Below are 22,030 nucleotides of genomic sequence, written 5' to 3'. Positions count from 1 at the left end.
CATTGACGAACAAACTTTAGACAGTTTTTAAACTTCTGTCTATATGTTAATGTGTGACCCTGCTTGACCACGGGTCAAACATCGACTGGACACATCCATGACTCGAAAACTTCCTGCGATTACTGCGGATAGCGCGCCGTTCTGGCAAGGCGGCGAAAGCGGGCAATTGCAGATACACAAGTGCGCAGCCTGCAATCGTTACTTCCACCCGCCCGCGCCGATCTGCCCGAGCTGCTGCAGCCGGGAGGTCGCACCTCAACCGGTTTCGGGCAAAGGCAAGGTCCTCAGTTTTACGATCAACCATCAGGCCTGGCGCCCCGACCTCGATGTCCCCTACGTGGTGGCAATTGTTGAGTTGCCTGAGCAGACGGGACTACGTTTCGTAACCAATATCGTTGGGTTGCCTCCGGAGGCCGTGCGCATCGACATGCCGGTACGCGTGCGCTTCGAACAACAAGAAGACGTATGGCTCCCCGTGTTCGAGAAGGACGAGTAATGTTTGATCGTATTTTCGAAAAAGACGTCGCAATCAGCGGCGTCGGTCAATCGGCCGTTGGGCGCCCACTTGCGCGCTCCGGGATGCAACTGACCCTGGACGCCTGCCTTGAGGCCATCGCCGATGCGGGCCTGACCCGTGACGATATTGACGGCGTCGCCTGCTGGCCGGGTGACAACAATAATGGTGATGCCTTTTCACCGGTCGGCCCCAATGCGCTGATCGGCACGCTCGGGCTCAAGGTCAATTGGTATGGCGGTGGATACGAAGGCCCCGGCCCCCTGGCAGGTGTGATCAATGGCGCCATGGCCATTGCTGCCGGGCTTTGTCGGCACGTACTGGTATTTCGCACGATCACCGAAGCCAGCCGGCGACAGGTCGACAAGAACGCCGGCGCACTCACGAACAAGACGGTGGGGCGCGACAGCAGTTTCTTCTGGCAGTGGTATACGCCGTTTAACGTGCTCTCGGCAATCAATCTGATGGCGCTCTACACCCAACGCCATTTTCATGAGTACGGCACGACTCCGGAGCAACTTGCACAGATCGCTCTGACCTGTCGCGCCAACGCTGCGCTCAATCCAAAAGCGATCTACAGAACGCCACTCAGCATGGACGACTATCTGTCCTCACGGATGATCTCCACGCCACTGCGCTTGCTCGACTGCGACGTACATTGCGATGCATCGACCGCGATCATCCTGTCGCGTGCCGACGCAGCAAAGGATGGCCCCAACCGTCCGATCCGCATCGAAGCCATGGGTGCAGCACTCCACCAGCCATGGTCATGGGATCAGATCGACCTCACCGCTACTGCAGCCCGCGATGTCGGCGAGATGATGTGGGCGCGCACCGACCTGAAGCCGTCCGATGTAGGGTCTGCACAACTCTATGACGGCTTTTCGATTCTCACGATGCTCTGGCTGGAAGGCTTGAAACTGTGCCCCCGCGGCGAAAGCGGTCGCTACGTTGAAGGCGGGCAGCGCATCGCCCGAAATGGAGAGCTACCGATCAACACCAACGGAGGACAACTCTCCGGCGGTCGCACCCACGGCCTTGGCTATGTTCACGAGGCATGCAGCCAACTATGGGGACGTGCCGGAGATCGCCAGGTCAAACCGCATAACGTTTCAGTTGTTGCTGCCGGCGGAGGCCCCCTGGGTGGAAGCCTCCTGTTGGTTAGGGAATGAACGAAGACGCCCAGACGTCTCTTCATTCATTTGCATCCGAACAAAAACACCGTGAGAGGTGAACCAACAATGAAACGCGCAACGCTTGCCGTATTACTCATTCTGTTCGCTGCCGCCACACCACAAGTGAGTTCGGCTCAGGAACCAACCTCTTCCGCAGCGGGGATCACTGAAACCTCCTCTGATGCGGTGCGTGCGCAGGCACTGCTTGCCCGTGCCGTATCACGTATTAAAGAGGTCGGCGACCGCGCGCTCGCGGAATTCGGACGGCAGGGGGAATTCACCGACAAGGAACTCTATGTTTACGTGCTCGATACCAATGGAACAATGCTCACCAGCGGCGGTTCGTCAGCGACCTTGATCGGCCGCAACCTCTCGCAGATGCGAGACGTCACGGGCAAACCGTTCTTCGCAGAGATACTGGATAAGGCGCGAACTGTTGGTTACGGAGAGGTCGACTATCGCTGGCTGAACTGGGCCGACAATTCGGTGCAGCGTAAGCATGCCTACTTCGAGAAAGTCGGGGATCGGATCCTCTCCGTCGGCTACTACATCAATCGCTCCTCACCCGAACAGACACGCGCATTTCTGGACCGCGCAGTCGAAGCCATGGAAATCGAGCCGTCAAGCGCAATCAGAGAATTCAACCGGCTCGACGGACGGTTCGTACAGGACGATTTGTATGTCTTCGTGATCGATCGGGAGAGCGGTCACTTCGTCGCTCACGGCAGCATGCCGCGCCTCGTCGGCACTGATGGGAGCGAACTACGCGATAAGGCTGGCACACCGATCATTCGTCCAATGCTTGATCAAGCCGCGCGCGACAAAAGCGGAGAACTCGACTACCTCTGGAAGAATCCCGTAACCCGCAAGACCGAACCAAAACGCACGGTTTTCAAGATTGTGGATCGATACATCGTTGCTGTCGGCTATTTCAAGCCCTGAACGCTACAGGAAACATCCAGCCAATCCACCCACACAGCATCTTGAATCGCCTTTTCGTATCTTTCGTAGTATTCTTTATTCAGAATAAAATTCTTTAAAGAGATAAAACTGAAGATCGATTCGGTCAAACGCTGACCATGTCGAGGAGAAGCGATGAAAGAGCGAGAAGACGACGACAGTGGAACCCGCAGCACGGGCACAGTGATCGTCAAGCCGGTCGTTAATGCCATACGTATTTTGCAACACCTTACGGAGAGCGGCTCGCCGGAGCGATCGTCAGATATGGCGCGCGCACTGTCGATCAATCCAAGCACGTGCTTCAATATTCTGCGAACGCTGGCCAGTGAGGAAATGGTCACTTTCGACCCCGTGTCAAAGACGTACACCCCGGGTCTTGGTCTCGCACGACTGGTGGGGCATCTCGTCAGCCAGGGCCAGCGGCTTGATGTTGCACAGCCCTTGATGCAGGACTTCGCAGCTCGATTTCATGTCACGGTCACCCTGTGGCGACAGATGAGCAGCGAACGGATCGTCCTGGTCAAATCGGAGACAAGTCCAACCGATCTGCGTATCGACATGGCCATTGGTCAACGGCTTCCGATCCTTATGGGCGCGAGTGGGCGACTGTTTGCGGCGCACATGAAACTCGACGAGGACGCCATGCGAACCGTATTCGATCGCATGCGTTGGGCACGTCCGCTTGATTTCAGCGAATACTGCGATCAGGTTCAGCACGCGCGCGAACACGGTTGGGCAATGGACGACGGCTACTTCTCAGCTGGCATCATGGCCATCGCGGCTCCCATCCATGACCGATACGGTGAACTGTCCTTCACCATATCGGCAGTCATGTTTCGCGGTCAGTACATCGGCGACGAAGCGACGAAGATCGGCGTGGAGATACGCCGTCTGGCGGAAAAGCTTTCCAACCTCCTGATCTAGCGCTTCACCGGCCCCTCCAACACAGCCGATAAGTAGATCCATGTTCGCTCGTTGTTAAACGTGACAGTTTTCTAAATTCTGTGCATAATCTTTTCATCGATCTTGAAGATCGTGCATAGAACAGGAGACACGCCATGAGCGAACAGAACGCAAAACAACATAAAGTCATTGTTGACCGCAGCCGTTGCTGCGGATACGGCCTATGCGCCGCCTTGTGCCCCGACGTCTACAAGCTGGATGCCGACGGTATCGTCTTTCTTGAGAGTGAGTATGTGCCCGAGGGCCAGGAAGAGGCTGCCATCGAGGGAGCTGCCGCATGCCCTGCGGAAGCGATTCAGATCGAAGCCCCCGCGGACTGAACCCGGCACCACCACGCGGACTTGCACAGTTCCCTGGAGATAGCACATGAGTCGCCTTTCAGGAAAAGTTGCCCTTATCACGGGCACGGGCGGTGGCCAGGGTCGCGTCGCCGCACTACGCTTCGCGCGCGAAGGCGCCCTCGTAGTTGGTTGCGACACCGACGCTGCAGCGCACGAAGAGACCCGCCGTCTGATGAACGCAGAAGGCTTCGAGCTTCATGGAGCAGCCCCTGTCGACCTTGGCGATCATGCCCAGGCACAGGCCTGGGTCCAGTCCGCAGCAGACCAGTTCGGGCGGATCGACATCCTCTACAACAACGCTTCCGCAGCACGCTTCGCTCCGGTCGCAGACATGTCGATCGAGGATTGGCACTACACCATCCGCAACGAGATCGACCTGATCTTCTTTACCACCAAGTACGCATGGAATCACCTCGCCGTTCGCGGTGGAGTGATCCTGAACATCGCATCGACTGCGGCGTGGGCCGGTTCGAGGGTCGCCGGCATCAGCGCACACTGCGCGGCCAAAGGTGCGGTCGTGTCCTTTACCCGCCAACTCGCGGTGGAGGGCGCTCCAGTTGGCATCCGTGCGATCAGCATCAGTCCGGGCTTTGTCCGAACCCCGGGGACGGCTGCGTTCGTGGACAACCCAGTGATGCGCAAGGCCCTTCTCGACGGCGTACTACAGGATCGCCCGGGTGAGCCTGACGAGGTCGTGTCCCTCGCACTATATGTTGCATCGGACGAAGCCGGCTTCATGACGGGATCTGATCTTGTCATCGACGGAGGGCTGCTGGCGGTCTGACTGCACCGACAGCCCTCTCCCGCCCAACAGCGAATGAATGCCCTCTCGGCACAAACGAACTGAAAGCAATCAGTGCAAATCGCGGTGGAATTCGCGAGCGCAGGCTTCACAACTTAGGAGGAAGACAGCATGGACATCATCGGCATTGGCTACCTTGGTTTCGAGACCACCAAACTCGACGAGTGGCGCGATTACGGCCCCAAGGTTATGGGTTTCCAGATCGGTAACGCTCCCGAATCCGACCCTGATTCGCTCTATTTCAAGCTGGATGACCGGCGTCACAGAATCGCGCTTCATCCCGGCAAGATTGACCGAATTGCCTATATCGGCTGGGAGGCTCGCGGCAAACTGGAGTTTCATGCGGCCGTTGAGCGTTTTCGCAATCACAACATCGAGATCACTGTAGGAGACGCCGAACTCTGCGCGACACGCGGCGTAAAGGAGCTCATCCGGTTCCGCGATCCTGTTGGCTACCAGCATGAGCTGTTTTATGCGCAAAAATGGTCGCCGCGTTCCTTCGTTCCAGGTCGGCCACACGGCGGATTCGTCTGCGGTGCCCGCGGCGTCGGCCACGTCGTGCTGATCACGCCCGAATACACGCCGGAGCTTGATCACTTTCTCACCGGCATCATGGGCATGCACTGGTACGGGTCGGGGGCAGGAAAGGGCAAAACCGGGTTCTTCCGCTCAAAGCTCAACAACCAGACCAGCCATGACATCGCCTACGGTTTTGGTCCGGGTCGTGCTGGCGTGCAGCATATCGGGCTCTTTGTGAGCAACGTGCGTGATGTGGGCGAAACGTACGACCTTGTGAAGAAGCACGGACACGACATGATGATGACGCTGGGTCAGCACACTCAGGACCCGCATATGTCCTTCTATCATTTCACCCCCTCGGGTTTTGCCATCGAATGCATCACGGAGCTCGAACCGTGGCACGAAGACGGCTTTGAACTCAACCCTGAGCAGCTGTCGACATGGGGCCATGAGATTGTCGGCCCGATTCTCGGCCCCAGCGTAAAGACGCCTGAGGAGATTTTCGACCCGGAAGTTCTCGCCCTCAAGCGCTGAACATCCGCGTCTGCAAGGACGGCCAGATCGCGCCCACGCCTACTCGAATTCCTCTCGTGCGATGACGCACATATCCATCACCGGAGTCATCGATGTACAGCCATATTCTTGTTCCCACCGATGGTACGCATCTCTCCAGCCAGACGGTTTCCCAGGCGATTGACTTCGCCCGCAGCGTGGGTGCGCGCATCACCTTTTTCTACGCTGACATCGACGCCAGTGCCTCGCTCACGGAAGATGGCGCACTGATTCACCTGCTTGATCCGGCGCTTTACCAAGATGACTTTGGCGGTCGCGCGCGCGAGATTTTGTCAAAAGCTGAAGTCTCCGCACGTGCGAGCGAGATAGACTGCCAATGCGTCAGTCGCCCGAGCAATCGCCCACATGAGGCAATCCTCGCCGCAGCCACCGAACTGGGGTGTGACCTCATCTTCATGGCCTCGCACGGTCCGCGCAGCATTGGAGGACTGATGCTGGGATCGGAAACTTTGAAAGTTCTTGCCGCAAGCCGCGTCCCGGTGCTTGTCTCCTCCGTCGAAAAGAACGATCCAAACCCAGACATGACCAAGGTGTGCGCCATCATCAAGGACGAGCACAGAGCGATCGCGGTTGTGTCATACGGCATGCGCATGCTTGCAGGCACGCTGCGTGAAGGCGAAGCTGCAGACGTCACCCTGCTCGACTCCATGCTGAACTACCTTGGCGAGTTCCCGGCAAAACTCCATCATCCCAAGGAGGATGCCTATCTTTTCGCCGCGCTCCAGCGTCGAACCTCCGCACTCGATCCGGTTATCGCCGATCTTCAGCGACAGCACCGCGAATCCGACGGGCACCTGAGTAGCGTCAGGGAAGCGCTCGGCCGCTATGTTTCCGCGCCCGAAGAAGAGGCTAACAACCTTGCAAGCGTTGTCGACGCATTCGCCCAAGGCCAACTCAAACACATCGCAGTCGAAGAGCAGGAGATCATCCCCGGCGCACGTACGCATCTCCAGCAAGAAGACTGGAAAGAAATTTCCGCCGCATTCGGCCGCAACGGCGACCCGCGCTTCAACAACGGTGAGCGCGAGTTCTATCGGCGCATTTACTCCCGAATCGCCAACATGCATCAAAGTCTGAAACGTATGGGTGCCGCCCGCCAGTGAAGGACGACAGCCCCTGGGCGCCGTTGCGGCATCCTCCATTCCGCGCACTGTGGATCGCCGCAATCGTTGTCAATCTATCGATGTGGATGCAGAACATCGGTGCAGCCTGGCGGATGACCGAGCTTGAACCCGACTCTCCGCTGATGGTGTCGCTTGTGCAGACAGCCATGGCGTTACCCGCTTTTCTCCTTGGCCTGCCCAGCGGCGTGCTCGCGGACATGGTTAACAGGCGGCGCTTCCTGATCATCACCCAGTCCTGCTCTCTCGCTAGCGCTGCTCTCCTCACCGCACTCTCTTATGGGGGCGTGATGGGCTCGTGGCTATTGCTCGGGCTTACGTTTGCGCTGGGCACAAGTAACGCATTTGGCATGTCGGCATGGGTGGCATCCAATATTGACAGCGCTCCGAAAGGCCAAATTCCGGCGTCGATAGCACTATCCACAGTAACGCCCAATATCGCCAGAGTGGTTGGCCCGGCAGTCGCCGGCGCATTGATTGCCGTGGCCGGTACACCCACCCTGTTCGCACTCGTCACACTCGGCTTTTTGCTCTCGCTGCTCCTGCTGCGCGCAATGCCTGACTCGACCGCGCGGCCAAGCCTTCCCCCAGAACGGATGTGGAACGGCATCCGCAGCGGTTTGCGTTACATGCGGCACTCTACGCAGATTCGCCAGACCTTGCGCCTCGTATTTGTTTTTGTAACCGCAGGCAGCGGAATCTGGGCCTTGCTTCCACTCGTGGCACGAGAGCAGTTGGGTCTGGGGCCAGGTGGCTTCGGCTTGCTTTTGGGCAGCCTTGGCGTCGGCGCCGTTGTAGCGGCTCTCCAGATCGCACGGTTTTACAAACGATTTTCTGTACGTCGAATCGTCACCATTGGCGCTTTAACGTTCGCTGCCGTCACCGCGTTAATTCCGTTTGTCACTGACATAGCGCTGACATGCGCACTTTTGGCAATTGGCGGAATGGCATGGATGGCGGTGAACACCAGTTCAGGCACGGTCATCCAGACCTCGGCGGCTGCTTGGGTGCGCGCACGCGTGGCTTCCGTCTACCTGCTGGTAATCATGGGAGCAATGGCGGCTGGTGGCGTCCTGTGGGGCGCAGTAGCGGAGCGCGCAGGGGTCGCCGGGAGTCTGTGGATTGCTGCTGCCTGCATCGTTGTTGGCTTGATGCTGACTGGACGCGCCCACATGCATCTCGGGTCCGAGAATGACTTCGGTACTGTCGAAGGCGCTGCACTAGACTGCGTCTCAGCCGAGGCGGAAACGCTGGACCACAACGCCGGACCGGTAGCGGTCGAAATTCGCTATTCGATTCGTGCAGAGCACCACGAAAATTTCATTGCCGTGGCTCGCGAACTCGGCCTTGCCCGCAAACGCAATGGTGCGATCGCATGGCGGCTTTATCGCGACCTTGAACACCCGGAGCAGCAGATTGAACGCTTCTTGGTCGACTCATGGCTCGATTATCTACGCCAGCGCGACCGGATAACTCGTCGTGACCAGGAACTGGAAGAGCAACTCCTAGCACTCAGCCACGATGGACGGAGCGAGACTCGACGCTACATCGCCGAAGCTTGAGTAACGAAACAGCACCCGATTCTGTACTGAAAAATGAAGTGAAGGTCCCGCTCACCTCGCAAAGCTTGCGAGCCGGAAAAAATCGTCGGGCGTATTTTCCGTATGCGGATGATAAGCATGATGATGGTTGTCCAGAACAGCCTGAAGATCACAAGGCGCCAACCGATCACATCCAAGCTCCTCACCAATCAACAAGCCGGGGAACATGCCGTTCGACCCAGCAAGCATCACCCCTGCTGCAACGCTTAATACCAGTGTCCTGATCATCATCACGCCTCCTCCTGTCACCGATCGATCACCACTTCTAGCGAGCGGCAGATTCTTTATGTGGAATACTGATTCCTGTGTCAGATTAGTTCAGCAAATAGCAGAATACAAGTTTTTTTGCACACTTTTCTGTATTGCGTCTATTTTTATGCAAATTGACGTGATCATCGACGCATACATTCCACGCTGAGGATGCGGTGACCAATCATGTTCAGCAAAAAAAACCCACCGGCCGCAGGCCGATGGGTCAAGCTATCTTCGGTGGGCAATTCGCGGGAGAGGGATCGCTGCCCCACCGAAGAATCCGATTTCAGAGCGCCCTGAGCAGTTCAGGTACGACAGCGAAGAGATCACCGACCAGACCATAGTCAGCGACCTGGAAGATAGGAGCCTCGGGATCCTTGTTGATCGCCACGATCACCTTGCTGTCCTTCATGCCGGCAAGGTGCTGAATCGCGCCGGAAATACCAATTGCGAAATACACCTGAGGCGCAACAACCTTGCCGGTCTGACCAACCTGATAATCGTTAGGCACAAAGCCAGCATCAACGGCTGCACGACTGGCGCCGAGTGCTGCACCAAGCTTGTCTGCGAGCGGCTCAAGCATCTCACGGTAACTCTCACCGCTTCCAAGCCCTCGCCCACCCGAAACGATAATGCTCGCCGCGCCAAGCTCCGGACGCTCGCTCTTAGTCAGCTCACGAACAACCAGGCGTGTCATCCCCAGGTCGTCGCGTTCGGCCACCGCTTCAACGACGGCACTCCCGCCTAATCCTGCAGGCTCGAACATGGTCGTGCGTACCGTGATCACTTTGACCGAATCGCAACTCTGCACAGTTGCAATCGCATTTCCTGCGTAAATCGGACGCTGAAAGGTGTCAGCCGAATCGACTGCACTGATTTCGGAGATCTGCGCAACATCCAGCATTGCAGAGACCCTAGGGCAAAGGTTTTTGCCTGCTGGCGTCGCGGCCGCAAGAATATGGCTGTACCCCTCTGCGATCGCCACGACCAAGTCAGCGATGTTCTCGGCAGTCTGCGCTTCGTAATGCAGAGCCTCTGCATGCAGCACTTTCGCAACGCCTGCAATTGCCGCCGCCTGAGACACAACGCCGGCGCAGCCGCTACCGGCAACGAGCACATGTACTTCGCCACCAATCTTCGCCGCGGCCCCAACTGTGTTAAGTGTGGCGCCCTTCAGCGTGTGGTTGTCGTGTTCGGCAATAACAAGAATTGTCATCAGATCACCTTTGCTTCGTTCTTTAGTTTTTCGACCAGCGTAGCCACATCTGGCACCATCACACCGGCGCTACGCTTGGGTGGCTCTCCCACTCGAAGCGTCTTCAGGCGTGGCGTCACATCGACACCGAGGTCCGCTGGCACGATTGTTTCTAAGGGCTTCTTCTTCGCCTTCATGATGTTGGGCAAGGTCGCATAGCGAGGTTCATTCAGTCTCAGATCCGTGGTTATGACAGCTGGCAGCGGCATCTCCAGCGTCTCGAGACCGCCGTCGATTTCGCGGGTTACCGTGACCTTTTCGCCGCTAAACACCACCTTGGAGGCGAAAGTCGCCTGTGGCCAGCCTGCAAGCGCAGCAAGCATTTGCCCGGTCTGGTTCGCATCATCGTCGATCGCCTGCTTACCCAGGATGACCAGGTGCGGCGCTTCCTTGTCACACAGCGCCCTCAGCAGTTTTGCCACAGCAAGCGGCTGCAACTCGATTTCTGTTTCAACCAGGATGCTGCGGTCCGCGCCAATGGCCATGGCGTTGCGCAGGGTTTCCTGACACTGGGCAACGCCGCAGGACACTGCGATGACCTCGGTCGCAATACCAGCCTCCTTGAGCCGCACGGCCTCTTCCACCGCGATCTCGTCGAAGGGGTTCATGCTCATCTTTACGTTGGCAAGCTCGACGCCGCTGCCGTCACCCTTGACGCGCACCTTGACGTTGTAATCGACCACGCGCTTGACGGGTACGAGGATCTTCATTGTTTGCTCCAAGCAATTTTCATATTCAACCGGCCATGACGAACGCTCAGGCCAGCACCTCAAACGGCACACCTGTCTTGGCTCGAACTTCCTCGAGGCTGACGCCTTCATGGAGATCCTTCAGCACAAGCCCCTGACCGGGAATGACGTCGAAGACGCACAGATCGGTGATGATCATGTTGACGCAGGCCTTGCCCGTAATCGGCAAGGTGCAGTGCGGAACAATCTTGGGCATGCCGTCCTTGGAGCAGTGCTCCATCAGCACGATTACGCGCCGCACGCCAGACACCAGATCCATCGCACCGCCGGGCCCCTTCACCATCTTGCCGGGGACCATCCAATTTGCGATATCACCTTGGTCCGTGACTTCGAGTGCGCCAAGGATTGACAGATCCACATGACCGCCGCGAATCATCGCAAAAGAATCAGCACTGGAAAAAAAGCTGCCTCCCGGGATCGCGGTGATGGTCTGCTTACCGGCGTTGATCAGGTCGGGATCTACCGCCTCAGCAGACGGGAAAGGACCAATACCCAGCAGGCCGTTCTCGGACTGCAGGGTGACGTTGATTCCGGGCGGAATGAAGTTCGCCACCAGGGTCGGAATTCCGATTCCAAGGTTCACGTAGTAACCGTCGCGCAGCTCCTTGGCAGCCCGCTGCGCCATCATCAGCCTGATAGCCGATTCCTTCCTGGACGCTGCTGCACCCTGAACGGTCCGGAACTCAATGCGTTTCACGTAGCTGGGGCCAAGGACGATCCGGTCGACGTAGATGCCAGGCGTTTCGATATCGTCCGGATCAAGCTCGCCGACTTCGACCAGTTCTTCGACCTCAGCCACGGTCACTCTGCCGCAGGTGGCAATCATCGGGTTGAAGTTGCGTGCGGTCTTCCTGTAGACGAGGTTGCCCGCCTTGTCGCCCTTCCACGCTTTGACGATGGCAACGTCCGCTGAGATGGCTTCCTCTAGGACGTACTCCTTGCCACCAAAAGATCGCAGATCTTTCCCTTCGGCCAGCAGCGTGCCGTAACCAGTCCGCGTGTAGAAACCGGGAATGCCGGCCCCGCCCGCCCTGAACTTTTCGGCCAAAGTGCCCTGAGGCGTGAGCTGCAGCTCAAGCTCTCCAGAGAGAACCTGACGTTCAAACTCCTTGTTCTCGCCAACATAGGAGGCAATCACCTTCTTGACCTGCCGGTTCTGAAGCAACAAACCCATCCCAAAGTCATCCACACCGGCATTGTTACCGACGATAGTCAGCTCTTTTACGCCACTGTCGCGCAAGGCAACGATAAGATTCTCAGGGATGCCACACAGCCCAAACCCGCCTGCTGCAACCGTCATTTCGTCATGAAGCAGGCCCGCGAGCGCGCCTGACGCAGATGCAAAAACTTTGTTCATGGTTCTCTCAGTCGGTGAAATCGAAAGGGGAAACAACGTAAGGGGACCCCGCTCAAACAGTCAGGCCCGCAGTGCCTCCCGTACCCCCCGTCCTGATGGCGCCGCGCCACCTGGGGAGTGTTTGCGGTAGTTGACCAGCAGCGCCGTTTGCCGAACATGCGCCTCATGCATGTTTCGCTCTTTGACATGGCCATAGCCCCTGATCATCTCGGGCACGCGTGCTAGATCGATCGCAAAGGAAAGATTTTCTGCAGTGAGTGAGGTGGAGAATTCTTCAATCAAGGCCAGGTAGTCCGCCACCAGTCGACGCTCCTGACGACGCTCCTCTGTTCGCCCGAACGGGTCCAGCGCTTTGCCACGCAAGCCTTTGAAGCGCGCAAGCAGTTTGAAGGCGCCCATCATCCAGCTGCCATAGCGACGCTTCAGCAGATGCCCGTCGGCATCACGCTTCGCACTAAGGGGCGGTGCCAGATAGAAATTGAGCTGATAGTCGCGGCCGGGCTCACCTTCGAACTGCTGGCGCAACTGGTCGAGGAAAGCCGGGTCAGCATGCAGACGTGCAACCTCGTATTCATCCTTGTATGCCATCAGCTTGGCCAGGTTGCGAGCGACCGCATCGGTCAATTGCAGCTTGCCAGTCCCGACCACGCGCTGCTCTGCTTCGCGCACGCTTGCAACTGCATCGCTGTAGCGCCGTGCATACCTTTCATTCTGATAGGCAGTCAGCAACTCGATCCGGCGCGCGATGACACGATCGAGCGATACCGGCATTTCCATGACCACCGCTTCGGTGGTGCGGGCGGCCGGTGCAGCAGGCAGTGCAGAGCGATCATGCGCAGCAAGCCGCCCCCACTCGAATGCCTGCTTGTTCTTCTCTACGGCAACCGCGTTGAGTTCGATTGCGCGCAACAGCGCGTCCTTGCCCAGCGGCAACCATCCCTTCTGCCATGCATAACCAAGCAACAAAGGATTGGCGTAAAGCGTATCGCCGAGCAATTGGAGCGCGAGTGCATTCGCATCGATGAATTCGCAGTCCTCGCCAACGCCAGCACGGATGTCATTCTCTGCAGCCACCCCGGGAAACTTCCAGTCCGGATTGGAGAGAAACTCCGCAGCAGGTGTCCTTGCACTGTTGACCACCGCGCGGGTCAATCCTTGTCGCACCTTCGACAAGACCTCGCCCGAGGCCGATACGATCTCGTCGCAGCCGATCAGCACGTTCGCTTCGCCGGTCGCGATCCGGGTGGCATGAATCTCTTCCGGTGTCGCCGCCACCTGAACGTGGCTCATCACCGCCCCGCCCTTCTGTGCCAGACCAGTCATATCGAGTACGGTGACACCCTTGTTTTCGAGGTGCGAGGCCATGCCGATGAGTGCACCGATGGTGACGACGCCCGTCCCACCAACTCCGGTCACGACGATTCCGCAAGGCTTGTCGAGCAACGGAAGAACTGGCTCGGGAACCATTATCGACTGCCCAGTGCGGCTCGCTTCAACCGCAGGCGGCTTGCGCAACTGGGCGCCCTCGGCCGTGACGAAGCTCGGGCAGAAACCCTTAAGGCACGAAAAATCCTTATTGCACGAACTCTGGTTGATCTTGCGCTTGGTGCCGAGTGGCGTTTCCACCGGCTCCACCGACAGGCAGTTGGACGCCACTGAGCAGTCGCCGCAGCCTTCGCATACGGCTGGATTGATAAAGGGGCGACGTGCCGGGTCGGGATACTCACCACGCTTACGGCGGCGGCGCTTTTCGGTGGCACAAGTCTGGTCGTAGATCAGGATCGACACACCCTGCAACTCGCGCAACTGCTTCTGCAGCGCATCTAATTCGTCTCGATGGTGCACAGTCACGTGCTCAGGCAAGCCTTTGCGCTCCGAATACTTCTCCGGCTCGTCAGTAACGATCAGAATCCGGCCGGCACCTTCCGCAGCTACCTGACAGGCAATCTGGGGCACGGTAAGCGTTCCATCAACCGGCTGACCACCTGTCATGGCCACTGCATCGTTAAACAGAATTTTGTACGTGATGTTTGCGCCTGCTGCGATGGCGGCGCGGATCGCGAGCATCCCGGAGTGAAAGTAGGTACCGTCTCCCAAGTTTACGAATACATGCTTGTCGCCGGAAAAATGCATCTGCCCCAGCCAGCTCACACCCTCCCCCCCCATCTGGGTGAAGGTCTCCGTGCTGCGATCCATCCACATCGCCATGTAGTGACAACCGATTCCGGCGAGCGCTCGCGAGCCTTCGGGGACGCGGGTGGAAGTGTTGTGCGGGCACCCTGAGCAGAACCATGGTTTGCGCTCGACGGTAATGCGCGGGCGTGCGGCCTCGCGCTCTTTGGCCTCGATCACCTCGATCCGCGCCATCAAGCGGGCATGCACATCGTCAGGCAGACCAACCCGATCAAGCCGCAGCGCAATTGCCTTGGCGATGATCGCAGGCGACAGTTCGTAACGCGCCGGTAGCAGCCATTGCCCACGCGGCACTGACCATTCGCCACCTGCATTGTTGCGCTCATCAAACTTCCCGTAGATACGGGGACGGACATCCTCACGCCAGTTGTACAGTTCTTCCTTCAGCGCGTATTCGAGAATCTGGCGCTTTTCCTCGACCACCAGAATTTCTTCGAGTCCGGTCGCAAACTCGCGTGCATCCTGCGCGTCGAGCGGCCAGACGCAACCCACCTTGAAAAGTCGGATGCCGATGCGCTGACAGGCTTCCTCATCTAGACCAAGATCGGTCAGCGCCTGACGCACATCGAGATAAGCCTTGCCCGCGGCCATGATGCCAAGGCGCGCATTAGGCGAATCGATCACAACCTTGTTGAGTTTGTTGGCACGGATGTACTCGAGCGCGGCGTACCACTTGTAATCGAGCATGCGCGCTTCCTGCGCTAGCGGGGTATCGGGCCAGCGGATGTTCAGTCCCCCCTCGGGCATCTCGAAATGCTCGGGGATCACTATCTTCAAGCGTTCCGGGTCGATATCGACCGAGGCCGAGGACTCAACCACGTCGGTCACGCACTTCATCGACACCCATAGGCCCGAATAACGGCTCATCGCCCAGGCGTGCAAACCGAAGTCGAGGTATTCCTGAACATTGGCCGGGTACAGCACCGGGATACCGCAGGCAATGAGAAGGTGTTCCGACTGGTGTGCGACCGATGACGACTTGGCCGCGTGATCGTCGCCCGCCAGCATCAGCACTCCACCATGTGGCGAAGTTCCAGCGGCGTTGGCGTGCTTGAGCACATCGGCCGAACGATCAACACCCGGCCCCTTTCCGTACCACATGCCGAACACACCGTCGCGCTGAGCATTGGCATAAAGATTGACCTGCTGCGTACCCCACACTGCGGTTGCGGCAAGATCCTCGTTGAGACCCGGCTGAAAGACCACATCGTGGCTGGCAAGATGTTTCTTGGCCTTCCACAAGGCCAGGTCAAGCCCACCGAGCGGAGACCCACGGTAGCCCGAGATATACCCAGCAGTGTTCAGCCCGGCAAGCCGGTCACGCTCTTTCTGCAGCATCGGCAGTCGCGCGAGAGCCTGGGTGCCGCTGATATACACCCGTCCAACTGCCTTGGTGTACTTGTCGTCAAGACTGACCGACGCCATGGCCCCTGCAGCCTCTGCAGAAAGTGGTGAGTTCATCCGTGTCTCCAGTTCTTCATTATTTGAACATATAGTAGAAACATGTTCATCTATCGTAAAGTCACGAATAATGAGTTCTGGTATCAGGAAAACAGATGTCAGCAGATAACAGTGTCACCCTGCGCCAACTGCGCTACTTCGTCGCCGCAGCCGAAACGGGACAGTTCTCAATGGCCGCCACTCGAGCCCATGTCTCCCAATCGGCCATCACCAACGCGGTGCTGTTGCTGGAAGCCTCGCTTGGTGTGCGCCTTTTCGACCGAAAACCGCACGGAGTCAGCCTCACCGCCGAAGGTCACGGCTTCTATCAACGCACCCGTCACATTCTTGATTCGCTTGAAGATGCGCTGCGCGAACCTCGTTTCCAGGCCCACCACCTCAAGGGCGCGATCCGAATCGGCGCCTCCTACACCGTGCTCGGCTACTTTCTTCCTCCCCTGCTCGCTCGTTTCCGCGCCAACTATCCCGACCTTGGACTGGACCTGCGCGACATGAACCGCGCCGAGATCGAGAAAGCTGTAGAGAGCGAAGAGATTGAACTCGGCGTCGTCATCCTCTCCAACGTCACCGAACGCGAACGCTTTGGCCACCACGTCTTGTTGCGATCGCGGCGTCAGCTATGGACCTCAGCCGACCACCCCTTGCTGCAAAAGGACAATGCCGCACTGGAAGACATCGCCGCCTACCCCTACATTCAGATCACCGTAGACGAAGGCGAACGCTCCACGCAGCGCTACTGGCAAGCCCGAGGTATCGCTCCCGACATCGCCTTCCGCACCGGCGCAGTAGAAGCCCTGCGCGGCCTGATCGCCCACGGCTTCGGCGTCACCATACTGTCGGACATGATGTATCGCCCGTGGTCCCTCGAAGGAAAGAAAATCGAATCCCGCCCCATCCTCGACGTTGTACCCGACATGGAGGTGGGACTGATCTGGAAACGAGGCGCCGAACTAGCTCGTCCAGCGGATGCGTTCAGGCAGTTTTTGATTCAGACATGTGGGAGTTGAGTGGGCTACGGGGAGTCATCGACGACAGCTGATCGGCCTGAGCCGACACTGGACGCGTTGCGCTTGTCGAGCAGCTATGCTTCGGTTACTTGCCGCTCGGCCACGACTCGCTCTCGACGGCAGCTTCCCACCATATGGAATGATTACTCCCGACCCGATGTCGGCATTAACTCGGAGGAGCACGCCGCTTAGGCCGTATGACACCGGAAAACGTGATCGATGCCTGCATAAACTGCGCGGCCTCTTGATCGAGGGTGAGCTCCGCCTCAAAGTGGCAGCGCTGGACTAGCTCCATGCTTGCCGTCGGACCATCGACCGAAGTGTTAATAAAATGAGCGTCGTAGTCCCCTGCCACCGCCAGATAGTCCGCAGCGGGCACTTGCACCGTCCATACGACCGACAGCAGATCGAAGGCAACGGCAATGGCAACGGTACCATCCTCATCCTCCCACACAGACAGAAGGTCGGGGTCCTCTGAGCCCTCTAAGTCCTCGACGGCGAACGCCCGGATTGGTGCCAAGCACGCTGCGGGCACGGCAGACGCCGCAAGGAAGCAGTGCACCGACGGCAGCGCTAACTTCTCCAGATGCGCCAGCGCGGTGTCGGCCGCTGCTGTTTCTATCTCAGGAAGCCACCGTTCTTCGAACTCCTCCAACTGCGCATCGGCAAGCAGCCTGCGCGTGGACCGCGACGACACCATTGGCGCGGGATCCACCGACACTGCCATCAGTTCGGCCTCGGGCTCGGACAACGCCATCCTAATGTCGCCGCGCTTGCTCCTTCTGACCCGGCCCTTGAGCTTCACGAGTCCTAGGGCCCGCGCCGCGAACAGGTCGATATCGCCCCACGCAGGCGACGACAGCCTGTTGGAGACCTTTAGGCGAAGCGCCTCCCAGATCAGAGTGACGTAGGACGGCCCGCCGTCGATTGACGACGACACGATGCCCACCAGCTCGCCGTTGGCGTTGACCACGGGTCCACCACTCATGCCGCCTTTGGTATCCATCGAGACCTCAATGCACGCGGAAGGCATGCGTTCGCCGCGGCCGTGCGGATAGGCCTTGGTCACCACTCCGGACGTTACAAGCGGTGTGATCAGCGCCTCGGCGTCTTGCAGCGCGCCGTGGCGGTAGCCGAACGCCCAGAGGCGCTCACCGACCAGAGGCAGGGCGACCCGCAGCGGCGCCAGCGTCAGCGGATGGTGCACGTGCGCCTCCGAGTTCAGAGTGCAGCCCAGCAGCGATATGTCTGAGACGATCCGGCGATCCGCTCCGAAGGCACTGGGCCCCGTCACGGTCGACCGCTCGCGCGGAAGCCAGGCACGTGCCCCATCTGGCACGAATGTTAGCAGCACCGGGTCGGCGTTCCGAGCGGTGAACTCTTCCAGCACGTGCGTGGCCGCCACTGCCAGTCCCGGACCAATCATGACGCCACTGCCCAGCACGATGGGGCCGTCTTCTTCGATCAGGGCGAGGGCGACCAGCGCATCGCCGGCCTCGTGCAACGATCCCATGGGCCCTATGCCGTCCTCGTCAGAATATATGGCGGTGGCCCAGGACCGCTGCAGCGTCGCGAGCGCAGGATTATCTTCGGTGATACGGACTGAGAGCATCGGTCTTTGTCCCCATAGATAGGTCTGATCACGAGACCAGTCGGCCTGCCGCTGGCAGGCACGGTAGCGGGCAACAATTCCGGCAGGCTACGCGTCCGGCGGGTGTGCCAAGCGGGTCAGTCTGGCGCGCGCCCACCTGAATGGCCGTTCAAAACGGGGTACGGTCCTCCAAAATTGACCACTCAATGACTTTGGAGTTGGTCACTGTACCGTTCATCATGCGGTTTGGACCGCAGGTCTTAGGCTCTCTCTCAGCGCCGATAGGGGCTCTTGAAGGCGTGCCACCGCCTCATCAAAAATGTCCTTCGAAAGGACCTGTCTCTTCTCCGTCAGCCGTACAACTTCGAAGTCTCCTAGCTGTACGCTCGTTGGCAAGCGCTCCGCTGCCAATATGACTTGATGGTGAACTCCGGCAGCTCTGCCCAAAACTTGGACCATCTTCGTCAGATTGGAATCGTCCTGGCCCGACTGCTGCGGGGTATCAACGACAAAGGGAAATAGTGGGGAGTCGCCCCATTCAGCGTTGGTCGCGAGCATGGCCAGGTGGACTGCCAGCATGGATCGAGGCGCGGAGCTTCCTCCAGACTGCGCACGTGTACCGGGCTTCGGTTCGCCGATCTGCTCATCTATGGGGACGTCGACCAAGCTGGACAGACTCGATACTTGCGCCGAAAAATACTGGCGCACTGCAGACAGGCGCTTCGGGTCTTCGAACTTCTTGGCCTGTTCGTCCGCCTTCGCCTTCTCTGCCTCGAGTTTCTTCAGTGCCCCGGAAAGATCGCGGCTGACACGCTGGAAGGCTGTGTCGAGTGTCCTCTTGCTCTGAGAAGCGAGGACCTCCTCTAGTTTCAGTTTGGCGCGCCGCTCCTGTTGAAGCTTGTCCAGTTCGGCGATGTCGCGCTCCACTGATTGCAAGCTGGCGCGGATGCTGGCCTCCTTGCTGCCGATGTCGTCCACCTGTGTCCGAAGCTCCATGATGAGACCTCCCAGGGACTCCGCATCGCTGGAGAGAAGAATGCGTGCATGGAAGGAGTTTTCGTGCACGGTGCCACAGGTGGGGCACTCGATGGACTCGCCAGCGCGATCGGTCAGGTATGCAAAGTCACCCTTCAGCTCGCTGGAAGCCGCAAGGGCAATTTTCAGCTCCGACTTCACCTTCTCACGAATGTTGACAAGACCCAGCAGTTGCCCGCGAATGCGAACCTGATCTTGCTGGAGCTTGGTCGCCTTGCGACCAAGCTCGGCCAGTTCGCTGCGGAACGCGGCAAAGTTGAGGGACGGCAGGTTCTTGGGCAGGACGTCTTGCACCCGCTTGAACGCTGCTCGGTGCGCTTCGAGCTCCTTCCGCCGCTCATTGGCTCGGTCACCAATCTCGGTCGAAAGATATTTCGCATGAAAGTAGGCATTGGGCCTCATTCCAATGAAGGATTCGAAGGTGGCGCCCTTCCAGTTCGAGAACTGTGTAAGCTGTTCGAAGGTATCCCAACCGGCGCCCCAACTACCGTCCTGGTCCATATAGAACGGCATGAACATATACTCTGGTCCGGCTTGCGAGAAGGTCGCACTCTGGGGGCGCTTGAGCCTTAGCTCGAAGCCGAAAAAGGCTGCAATCTGCTTGGACCAAGCACTCATGTTGTCGGCAGAGAAGAGCAACTGGTCGTTGTCTTCGAACATACCAAGCCGCTTACCGTCGCGGACAACGATATAGTTGGTGTCGCGATACGCGAACTCCAAGGCGGCGACGGTGTCTGGATCCCAGATGCCTGCGTCGCGCTTTCGAGTCTTGCACCCAAAAACCCAATACAGATTCTTGACGATCCGCGACTTACCGGTTCCGTTCGGTCCCAGCAGCAGCGTCTTCTGACTGAACTGCTGCTTTCTGGCGCTCCCGTCTCTCGCGGACACGAGCCAGAGCGTCTTGTAAGTCACGCGCTGGTTCATTTTTCTTCCTTAGGTTCCGAACCAGCCGGAGCAGTGAATACATTGAGGTCGATTGCATCGAATAGCACCAGTAGCGCCACAGCGCGGATATAGCCCAAGGGTAGGCCGCTGCACTCGGCTAGGCTCGATGCCCGGGCCTCCTCAACAACCTGGTTCATCAGTTCGCCCAACGTCGCCTTCGCGCCGATGGCAGCCTCAACTGGAAATCGAGCCCGCTGAAGCGCGTTCGCGACCCCGCTGAATATCATGTTGGTCCGGTCGGATGCATCGGCGCATACCCTGACCCGGTGGGCCTTGATGTCCTTGCGCTCGATGAAGGGGTGCCCCTCCCGATCCAACTCGGTAGTGGCTTCGTCTAGGATTTCACTCAGCGGCGCCCTCGACTGTGCGACATTGGCCAGGATGTCCAAGGCCTGGGCCTTGGAGATGATGCGGAGCTTGAGTTCTTCAAAGTTGCGTGCGTAGGTGGTGCTGGACGCCCGGCTCTGTATTTCGCTGGCAAGGACACGCGCCGCCACCGACGTATGACTCAGCGGGAACGGCAGCCGACCCGTGGACGATAGTTGCTCTAGCTTCCCACTGACGAAAATCTCTGGCTCACCCAGCGGGAGATTGGTCTTGTAAACCAGAACGCCCGCCAAGTCGACCTCCACTTCCGGGATGCACAGTTGAGTACTGATGGCGAGCTTCACGAGCGTCTGCTGCTCGGCTGTCAGAGAGGACAAGTCTGTATTGGTAGCGAGGGACGCCCCACCAGCTTCGTCGGGCAGCTTGACCCCGATGTTGGAGACAAACTTCAGATTTGCACGGGAGGCCCCGAATTGCGCTCGACGGGCATACAGTTTGGCGAGGATGGAATGCTCATGCGTGCCGTCCTTGCGTTTACTGCCCTTCTTGTGAAGATCCTTCAGAACCCAAACGCCTTCGCGCTCATGCTTCTTGACTTGGCAAAACTCCACTGTTGTGGGGGCTTGCGCGGAATCGAGGATCGCTACGTCCTCCTTGACCTCGACGCCCACGGCGAAGTCATCTTCGCCGCCAAGAAGTTCGGCGATCGATAGGGTGGCCCACCACTGCTGGAAGGTGAAGCCTAGGCTGGCATTGGCGCCGTTCTTCTCGTCTATGGGACGGTCACGGAGTAAGACTGCCAGGCTGTCCTGAACGCTCTCCGCGCGCCTCGTATGGGTCCGCTGTGACATTTATCGCTTCTTGGATTCTGGCCTGTGCTCTCTATCGACAGTATCACCACGTCATCTAAAACGCGACACCGAATTTGCGTAGTCTACTTTACTTGGCATATTGATACACGATGCAAACCCTCTCAACTAACGCCCCTCATTGGCCTATTTAGCAATCTCATGCCAGTCGGACCGAGTTCGACGTCTATGGCCGCTTCGAGATCGAGACCGGCCCTCGAATCAGGGTCAGCTCAGCGTCAGCTCCGGCCGACCATCTGCCTTCAACCTAAGGGCCGGTTGATTTGCGTTGAAGAAACGATCGAAGTGATGCTGGCGGCGGTCGCACGGTGCTCAACGCCACCTGCAGGCGGTGTTCGTTTGCGCTTGCCCCCCGGCGCAAGGTCTTGCCTCACTAGCCAAGCCGACTGACCTACCGCCATGACAAACCTGATGCGC

Annotated in this window: 18 protein-coding genes and 1 pseudogene; 10 read left to right on the top strand and 9 right to left on the bottom strand. The window is 58.6% G+C overall.

Annotation, left to right across the window (positions count from 1 at the left end; translation table 11 throughout):
* The first annotated feature begins 97 nt into the window (after window positions 1-97).
* The 9 genes from CEW83_RS02570 (at window position 98) to CEW83_RS02530 (ending at window position 8,530) form a co-directional block, all read left to right on the top strand.
* Window positions 98-496, top strand: a complete 399-nt coding sequence (locus CEW83_RS02570) for a Zn-ribbon domain-containing OB-fold protein (protein WP_108947949.1) — start codon at window positions 98-100, stop codon at window positions 494-496.
* Window positions 466-1,686 (top strand): thiolase family protein, encoded by a 1,221-nt coding sequence (locus CEW83_RS02565; RefSeq protein ID WP_199915191.1) that lies wholly within the window; start codon window positions 466-468, stop codon window positions 1,684-1,686. Before CEW83_RS02570 ends, CEW83_RS02565 begins: the two co-directional genes overlap by 31 nt.
* A gap of 69 nt (window positions 1,687-1,755) precedes the next feature.
* On the top strand, window positions 1,756-2,631 hold the full coding sequence (locus CEW83_RS02560; RefSeq protein ID WP_108947947.1) for a cache domain-containing protein: 876 nt from the start codon (window positions 1,756-1,758) through the stop codon (window positions 2,629-2,631).
* Between the two features lie 153 nt (window positions 2,632-2,784).
* Complete coding sequence (locus CEW83_RS02555) at window positions 2,785-3,573, top strand: IclR family transcriptional regulator (RefSeq protein WP_108947946.1); 789 nt, start codon at window positions 2,785-2,787, stop codon at window positions 3,571-3,573.
* Between the two features lie 134 nt (window positions 3,574-3,707).
* Entirely contained in the window at window positions 3,708-3,932 is a 225-nt protein-coding gene (locus CEW83_RS02550) for a ferredoxin (RefSeq protein WP_108947945.1), read from the top strand.
* Window positions 3,933-3,978: 46 nt separating this feature from the next.
* A complete protein-coding gene (locus tag CEW83_RS02545) occupies window positions 3,979-4,737 on the top strand; it encodes an SDR family NAD(P)-dependent oxidoreductase (RefSeq protein ID WP_108947944.1) in 759 nt (252 codons plus the stop codon).
* A 129-nt stretch (window positions 4,738-4,866) separates the two neighbouring features.
* Entirely contained in the window at window positions 4,867-5,808 is a 942-nt protein-coding gene (locus CEW83_RS02540; RefSeq protein ID WP_108947943.1) for a VOC family protein, read from the top strand.
* A 92-nt stretch (window positions 5,809-5,900) separates the two neighbouring features.
* Window positions 5,901-6,950 carry a universal stress protein gene (locus CEW83_RS02535; protein ID WP_108947942.1) on the top strand — a complete coding sequence of 350 codons (1,050 nt, stop codon included), beginning with the start codon at window positions 5,901-5,903 and terminating at the stop codon, window positions 6,948-6,950.
* Window positions 6,947-8,530, top strand: a complete 1,584-nt coding sequence (locus CEW83_RS02530; protein ID WP_108947941.1) for an MFS transporter — start codon at window positions 6,947-6,949, stop codon at window positions 8,528-8,530. Before CEW83_RS02535 ends, CEW83_RS02530 begins: the two co-directional genes overlap by 4 nt.
* 51 nt (window positions 8,531-8,581) lie before the next feature.
* Here the strand turns inward: CEW83_RS02530 and CEW83_RS20950 are convergent, their stop codons facing one another.
* The 6 genes and pseudogenes from CEW83_RS20950 to CEW83_RS02505 all read right to left on the bottom strand — a co-directional run bounded on the left by CEW83_RS20950 (window position 8,582) and on the right by CEW83_RS02505 (window position 15,836).
* Complete coding sequence (locus CEW83_RS20950) at window positions 8,582-8,800, bottom strand: hypothetical protein (RefSeq protein ID WP_234418963.1); 219 nt, start codon at window positions 8,798-8,800, stop codon at window positions 8,582-8,584.
* 307 nt (window positions 8,801-9,107) lie between these two features.
* Window positions 9,108-10,037 carry an electron transfer flavoprotein subunit alpha/FixB family protein gene (locus CEW83_RS02520; protein ID WP_108947939.1) on the bottom strand — a complete coding sequence of 310 codons (930 nt, stop codon included), beginning with the start codon at window positions 10,035-10,037 and terminating at the stop codon, window positions 9,108-9,110.
* Entirely contained in the window at window positions 10,037-10,786 is a 750-nt protein-coding gene (locus CEW83_RS02515; protein WP_108947938.1) for an electron transfer flavoprotein subunit beta/FixA family protein, read from the bottom strand. The genes CEW83_RS02520 and CEW83_RS02515 overlap by 1 nt, the downstream gene beginning before the upstream one ends.
* Before the next feature lie 46 nt (window positions 10,787-10,832).
* Window positions 10,833-11,450 carry a CoA transferase subunit B gene (locus tag CEW83_RS21690; protein WP_420094096.1) on the bottom strand — a complete coding sequence of 206 codons (618 nt, stop codon included), beginning with the start codon at window positions 11,448-11,450 and terminating at the stop codon, window positions 10,833-10,835.
* Window positions 11,451-11,486: 36 nt separating this feature from the next.
* Window positions 11,487-12,182: pseudogene (locus CEW83_RS21685) on the bottom strand (CoA transferase subunit A); the annotation flags it as partial.
* A gap of 60 nt (window positions 12,183-12,242) precedes the next feature.
* A complete protein-coding gene (locus CEW83_RS02505) occupies window positions 12,243-15,836 on the bottom strand; it encodes an indolepyruvate ferredoxin oxidoreductase family protein (RefSeq protein WP_108947936.1) in 3,594 nt (1,197 codons plus the stop codon).
* 95 nt (window positions 15,837-15,931) lie between these two features.
* Here CEW83_RS02505 and CEW83_RS02500 point away from each other — a divergent pair, with 95 nt between their 5' ends.
* Window positions 15,932-16,843 carry a LysR family transcriptional regulator gene (locus CEW83_RS02500; RefSeq protein ID WP_108947935.1) on the top strand — a complete coding sequence of 304 codons (912 nt, stop codon included), beginning with the start codon at window positions 15,932-15,934 and terminating at the stop codon, window positions 16,841-16,843.
* 166 nt (window positions 16,844-17,009) lie between these two features.
* On the opposite strand, the gene CEW83_RS02495 is transcribed toward CEW83_RS02500, so the two are convergent.
* The 3 genes from CEW83_RS02495 to CEW83_RS02485 all read right to left on the bottom strand — a co-directional run bounded on the left by CEW83_RS02495 (window position 17,010) and on the right by CEW83_RS02485 (window position 21,595).
* Window positions 17,010-18,455 (bottom strand): S1 family peptidase, encoded by a 1,446-nt coding sequence (locus tag CEW83_RS02495; RefSeq protein WP_108947934.1) that lies wholly within the window; start codon window positions 18,453-18,455, stop codon window positions 17,010-17,012.
* Window positions 18,456-18,671: 216 nt separating this feature from the next.
* Entirely contained in the window at window positions 18,672-20,396 is a 1,725-nt protein-coding gene (locus CEW83_RS02490; protein ID WP_108947933.1) for a hypothetical protein, read from the bottom strand.
* The gene (locus CEW83_RS02485; RefSeq protein ID WP_108947932.1) at window positions 20,393-21,595 is read right to left on the bottom strand and encodes a dsDNA nuclease domain-containing protein; all 1,203 of its coding nucleotides are present in this window, start codon (window positions 21,593-21,595) and stop codon (window positions 20,393-20,395) included. Before CEW83_RS02485 ends, CEW83_RS02490 begins: the two co-directional genes overlap by 4 nt.
* Window positions 21,596-22,030: the final 435 nt, after the last annotated feature.

The sequence above is a fragment of the Parazoarcus communis genome, assembly GCF_003111645.1.
Classification (GTDB): Bacteria; Pseudomonadota; Gammaproteobacteria; order Burkholderiales; family Rhodocyclaceae; genus Parazoarcus; species Parazoarcus communis_A.
Note: the sequence above shows the minus strand (reverse complement) of the source record. Positions and strands in the feature narration are given on the sequence as shown.

Excerpts from the sequence above, each read along its gene's own strand:
- CEW83_RS02555 (WP_108947946.1), top strand. The coding sequence starts at position 2,785 with ATGAAAGAGCGAGAAGACGACGACAGTGGAACCCGCAGCACGGGCACA.
- CEW83_RS02540 (WP_108947943.1), top strand. The coding sequence starts at position 4,867 with ATGGACATCATCGGCATTGGCTACCTTGGTTTCGAGACCACCAAACTC.
- CEW83_RS02485 (WP_108947932.1), bottom strand. The coding sequence starts at position 21,595 with ATGTCACAGCGGACCCATACGAGGCGCGCGGAGAGCGTTCAGGACAGC.
- CEW83_RS02520 (WP_108947939.1), bottom strand. The coding sequence starts at position 10,037 with ATGACAATTCTTGTTATTGCCGAACACGACAACCACACGCTGAAGGGC.
- CEW83_RS02565 (WP_199915191.1), top strand. The coding sequence starts at position 466 with ATGGCTCCCCGTGTTCGAGAAGGACGAGTAATGTTTGATCGTATTTTC.
- CEW83_RS02500 (WP_108947935.1), top strand. The coding sequence starts at position 15,932 with ATGTCAGCAGATAACAGTGTCACCCTGCGCCAACTGCGCTACTTCGTC.
- CEW83_RS02505 (WP_108947936.1), bottom strand. The coding sequence starts at position 15,836 with ATGAACTCACCACTTTCTGCAGAGGCTGCAGGGGCCATGGCGTCGGTC.
- CEW83_RS02535 (WP_108947942.1), top strand. The coding sequence starts at position 5,901 with ATGTACAGCCATATTCTTGTTCCCACCGATGGTACGCATCTCTCCAGC.
- CEW83_RS02515 (WP_108947938.1), bottom strand. The coding sequence starts at position 10,786 with ATGAAGATCCTCGTACCCGTCAAGCGCGTGGTCGATTACAACGTCAAG.
- CEW83_RS02545 (WP_108947944.1), top strand. The coding sequence starts at position 3,979 with ATGAGTCGCCTTTCAGGAAAAGTTGCCCTTATCACGGGCACGGGCGGT.
- CEW83_RS02550 (WP_108947945.1), top strand. The coding sequence starts at position 3,708 with ATGAGCGAACAGAACGCAAAACAACATAAAGTCATTGTTGACCGCAGC.
- CEW83_RS20950 (WP_234418963.1), bottom strand. The coding sequence starts at position 8,800 with ATGATGATCAGGACACTGGTATTAAGCGTTGCAGCAGGGGTGATGCTT.
- CEW83_RS02495 (WP_108947934.1), bottom strand. The coding sequence starts at position 18,455 with ATGCTCTCAGTCCGTATCACCGAAGATAATCCTGCGCTCGCGACGCTG.
- CEW83_RS02570 (WP_108947949.1), top strand. The coding sequence starts at position 98 with ATGACTCGAAAACTTCCTGCGATTACTGCGGATAGCGCGCCGTTCTGG.
- CEW83_RS02560 (WP_108947947.1), top strand. The coding sequence starts at position 1,756 with ATGAAACGCGCAACGCTTGCCGTATTACTCATTCTGTTCGCTGCCGCC.
- CEW83_RS02490 (WP_108947933.1), bottom strand. The coding sequence starts at position 20,396 with ATGAACCAGCGCGTGACTTACAAGACGCTCTGGCTCGTGTCCGCGAGA.
- CEW83_RS21690 (WP_420094096.1), bottom strand. The coding sequence starts at position 11,450 with ATGGCGCAGCGGGCTGCCAAGGAGCTGCGCGACGGTTACTACGTGAAC.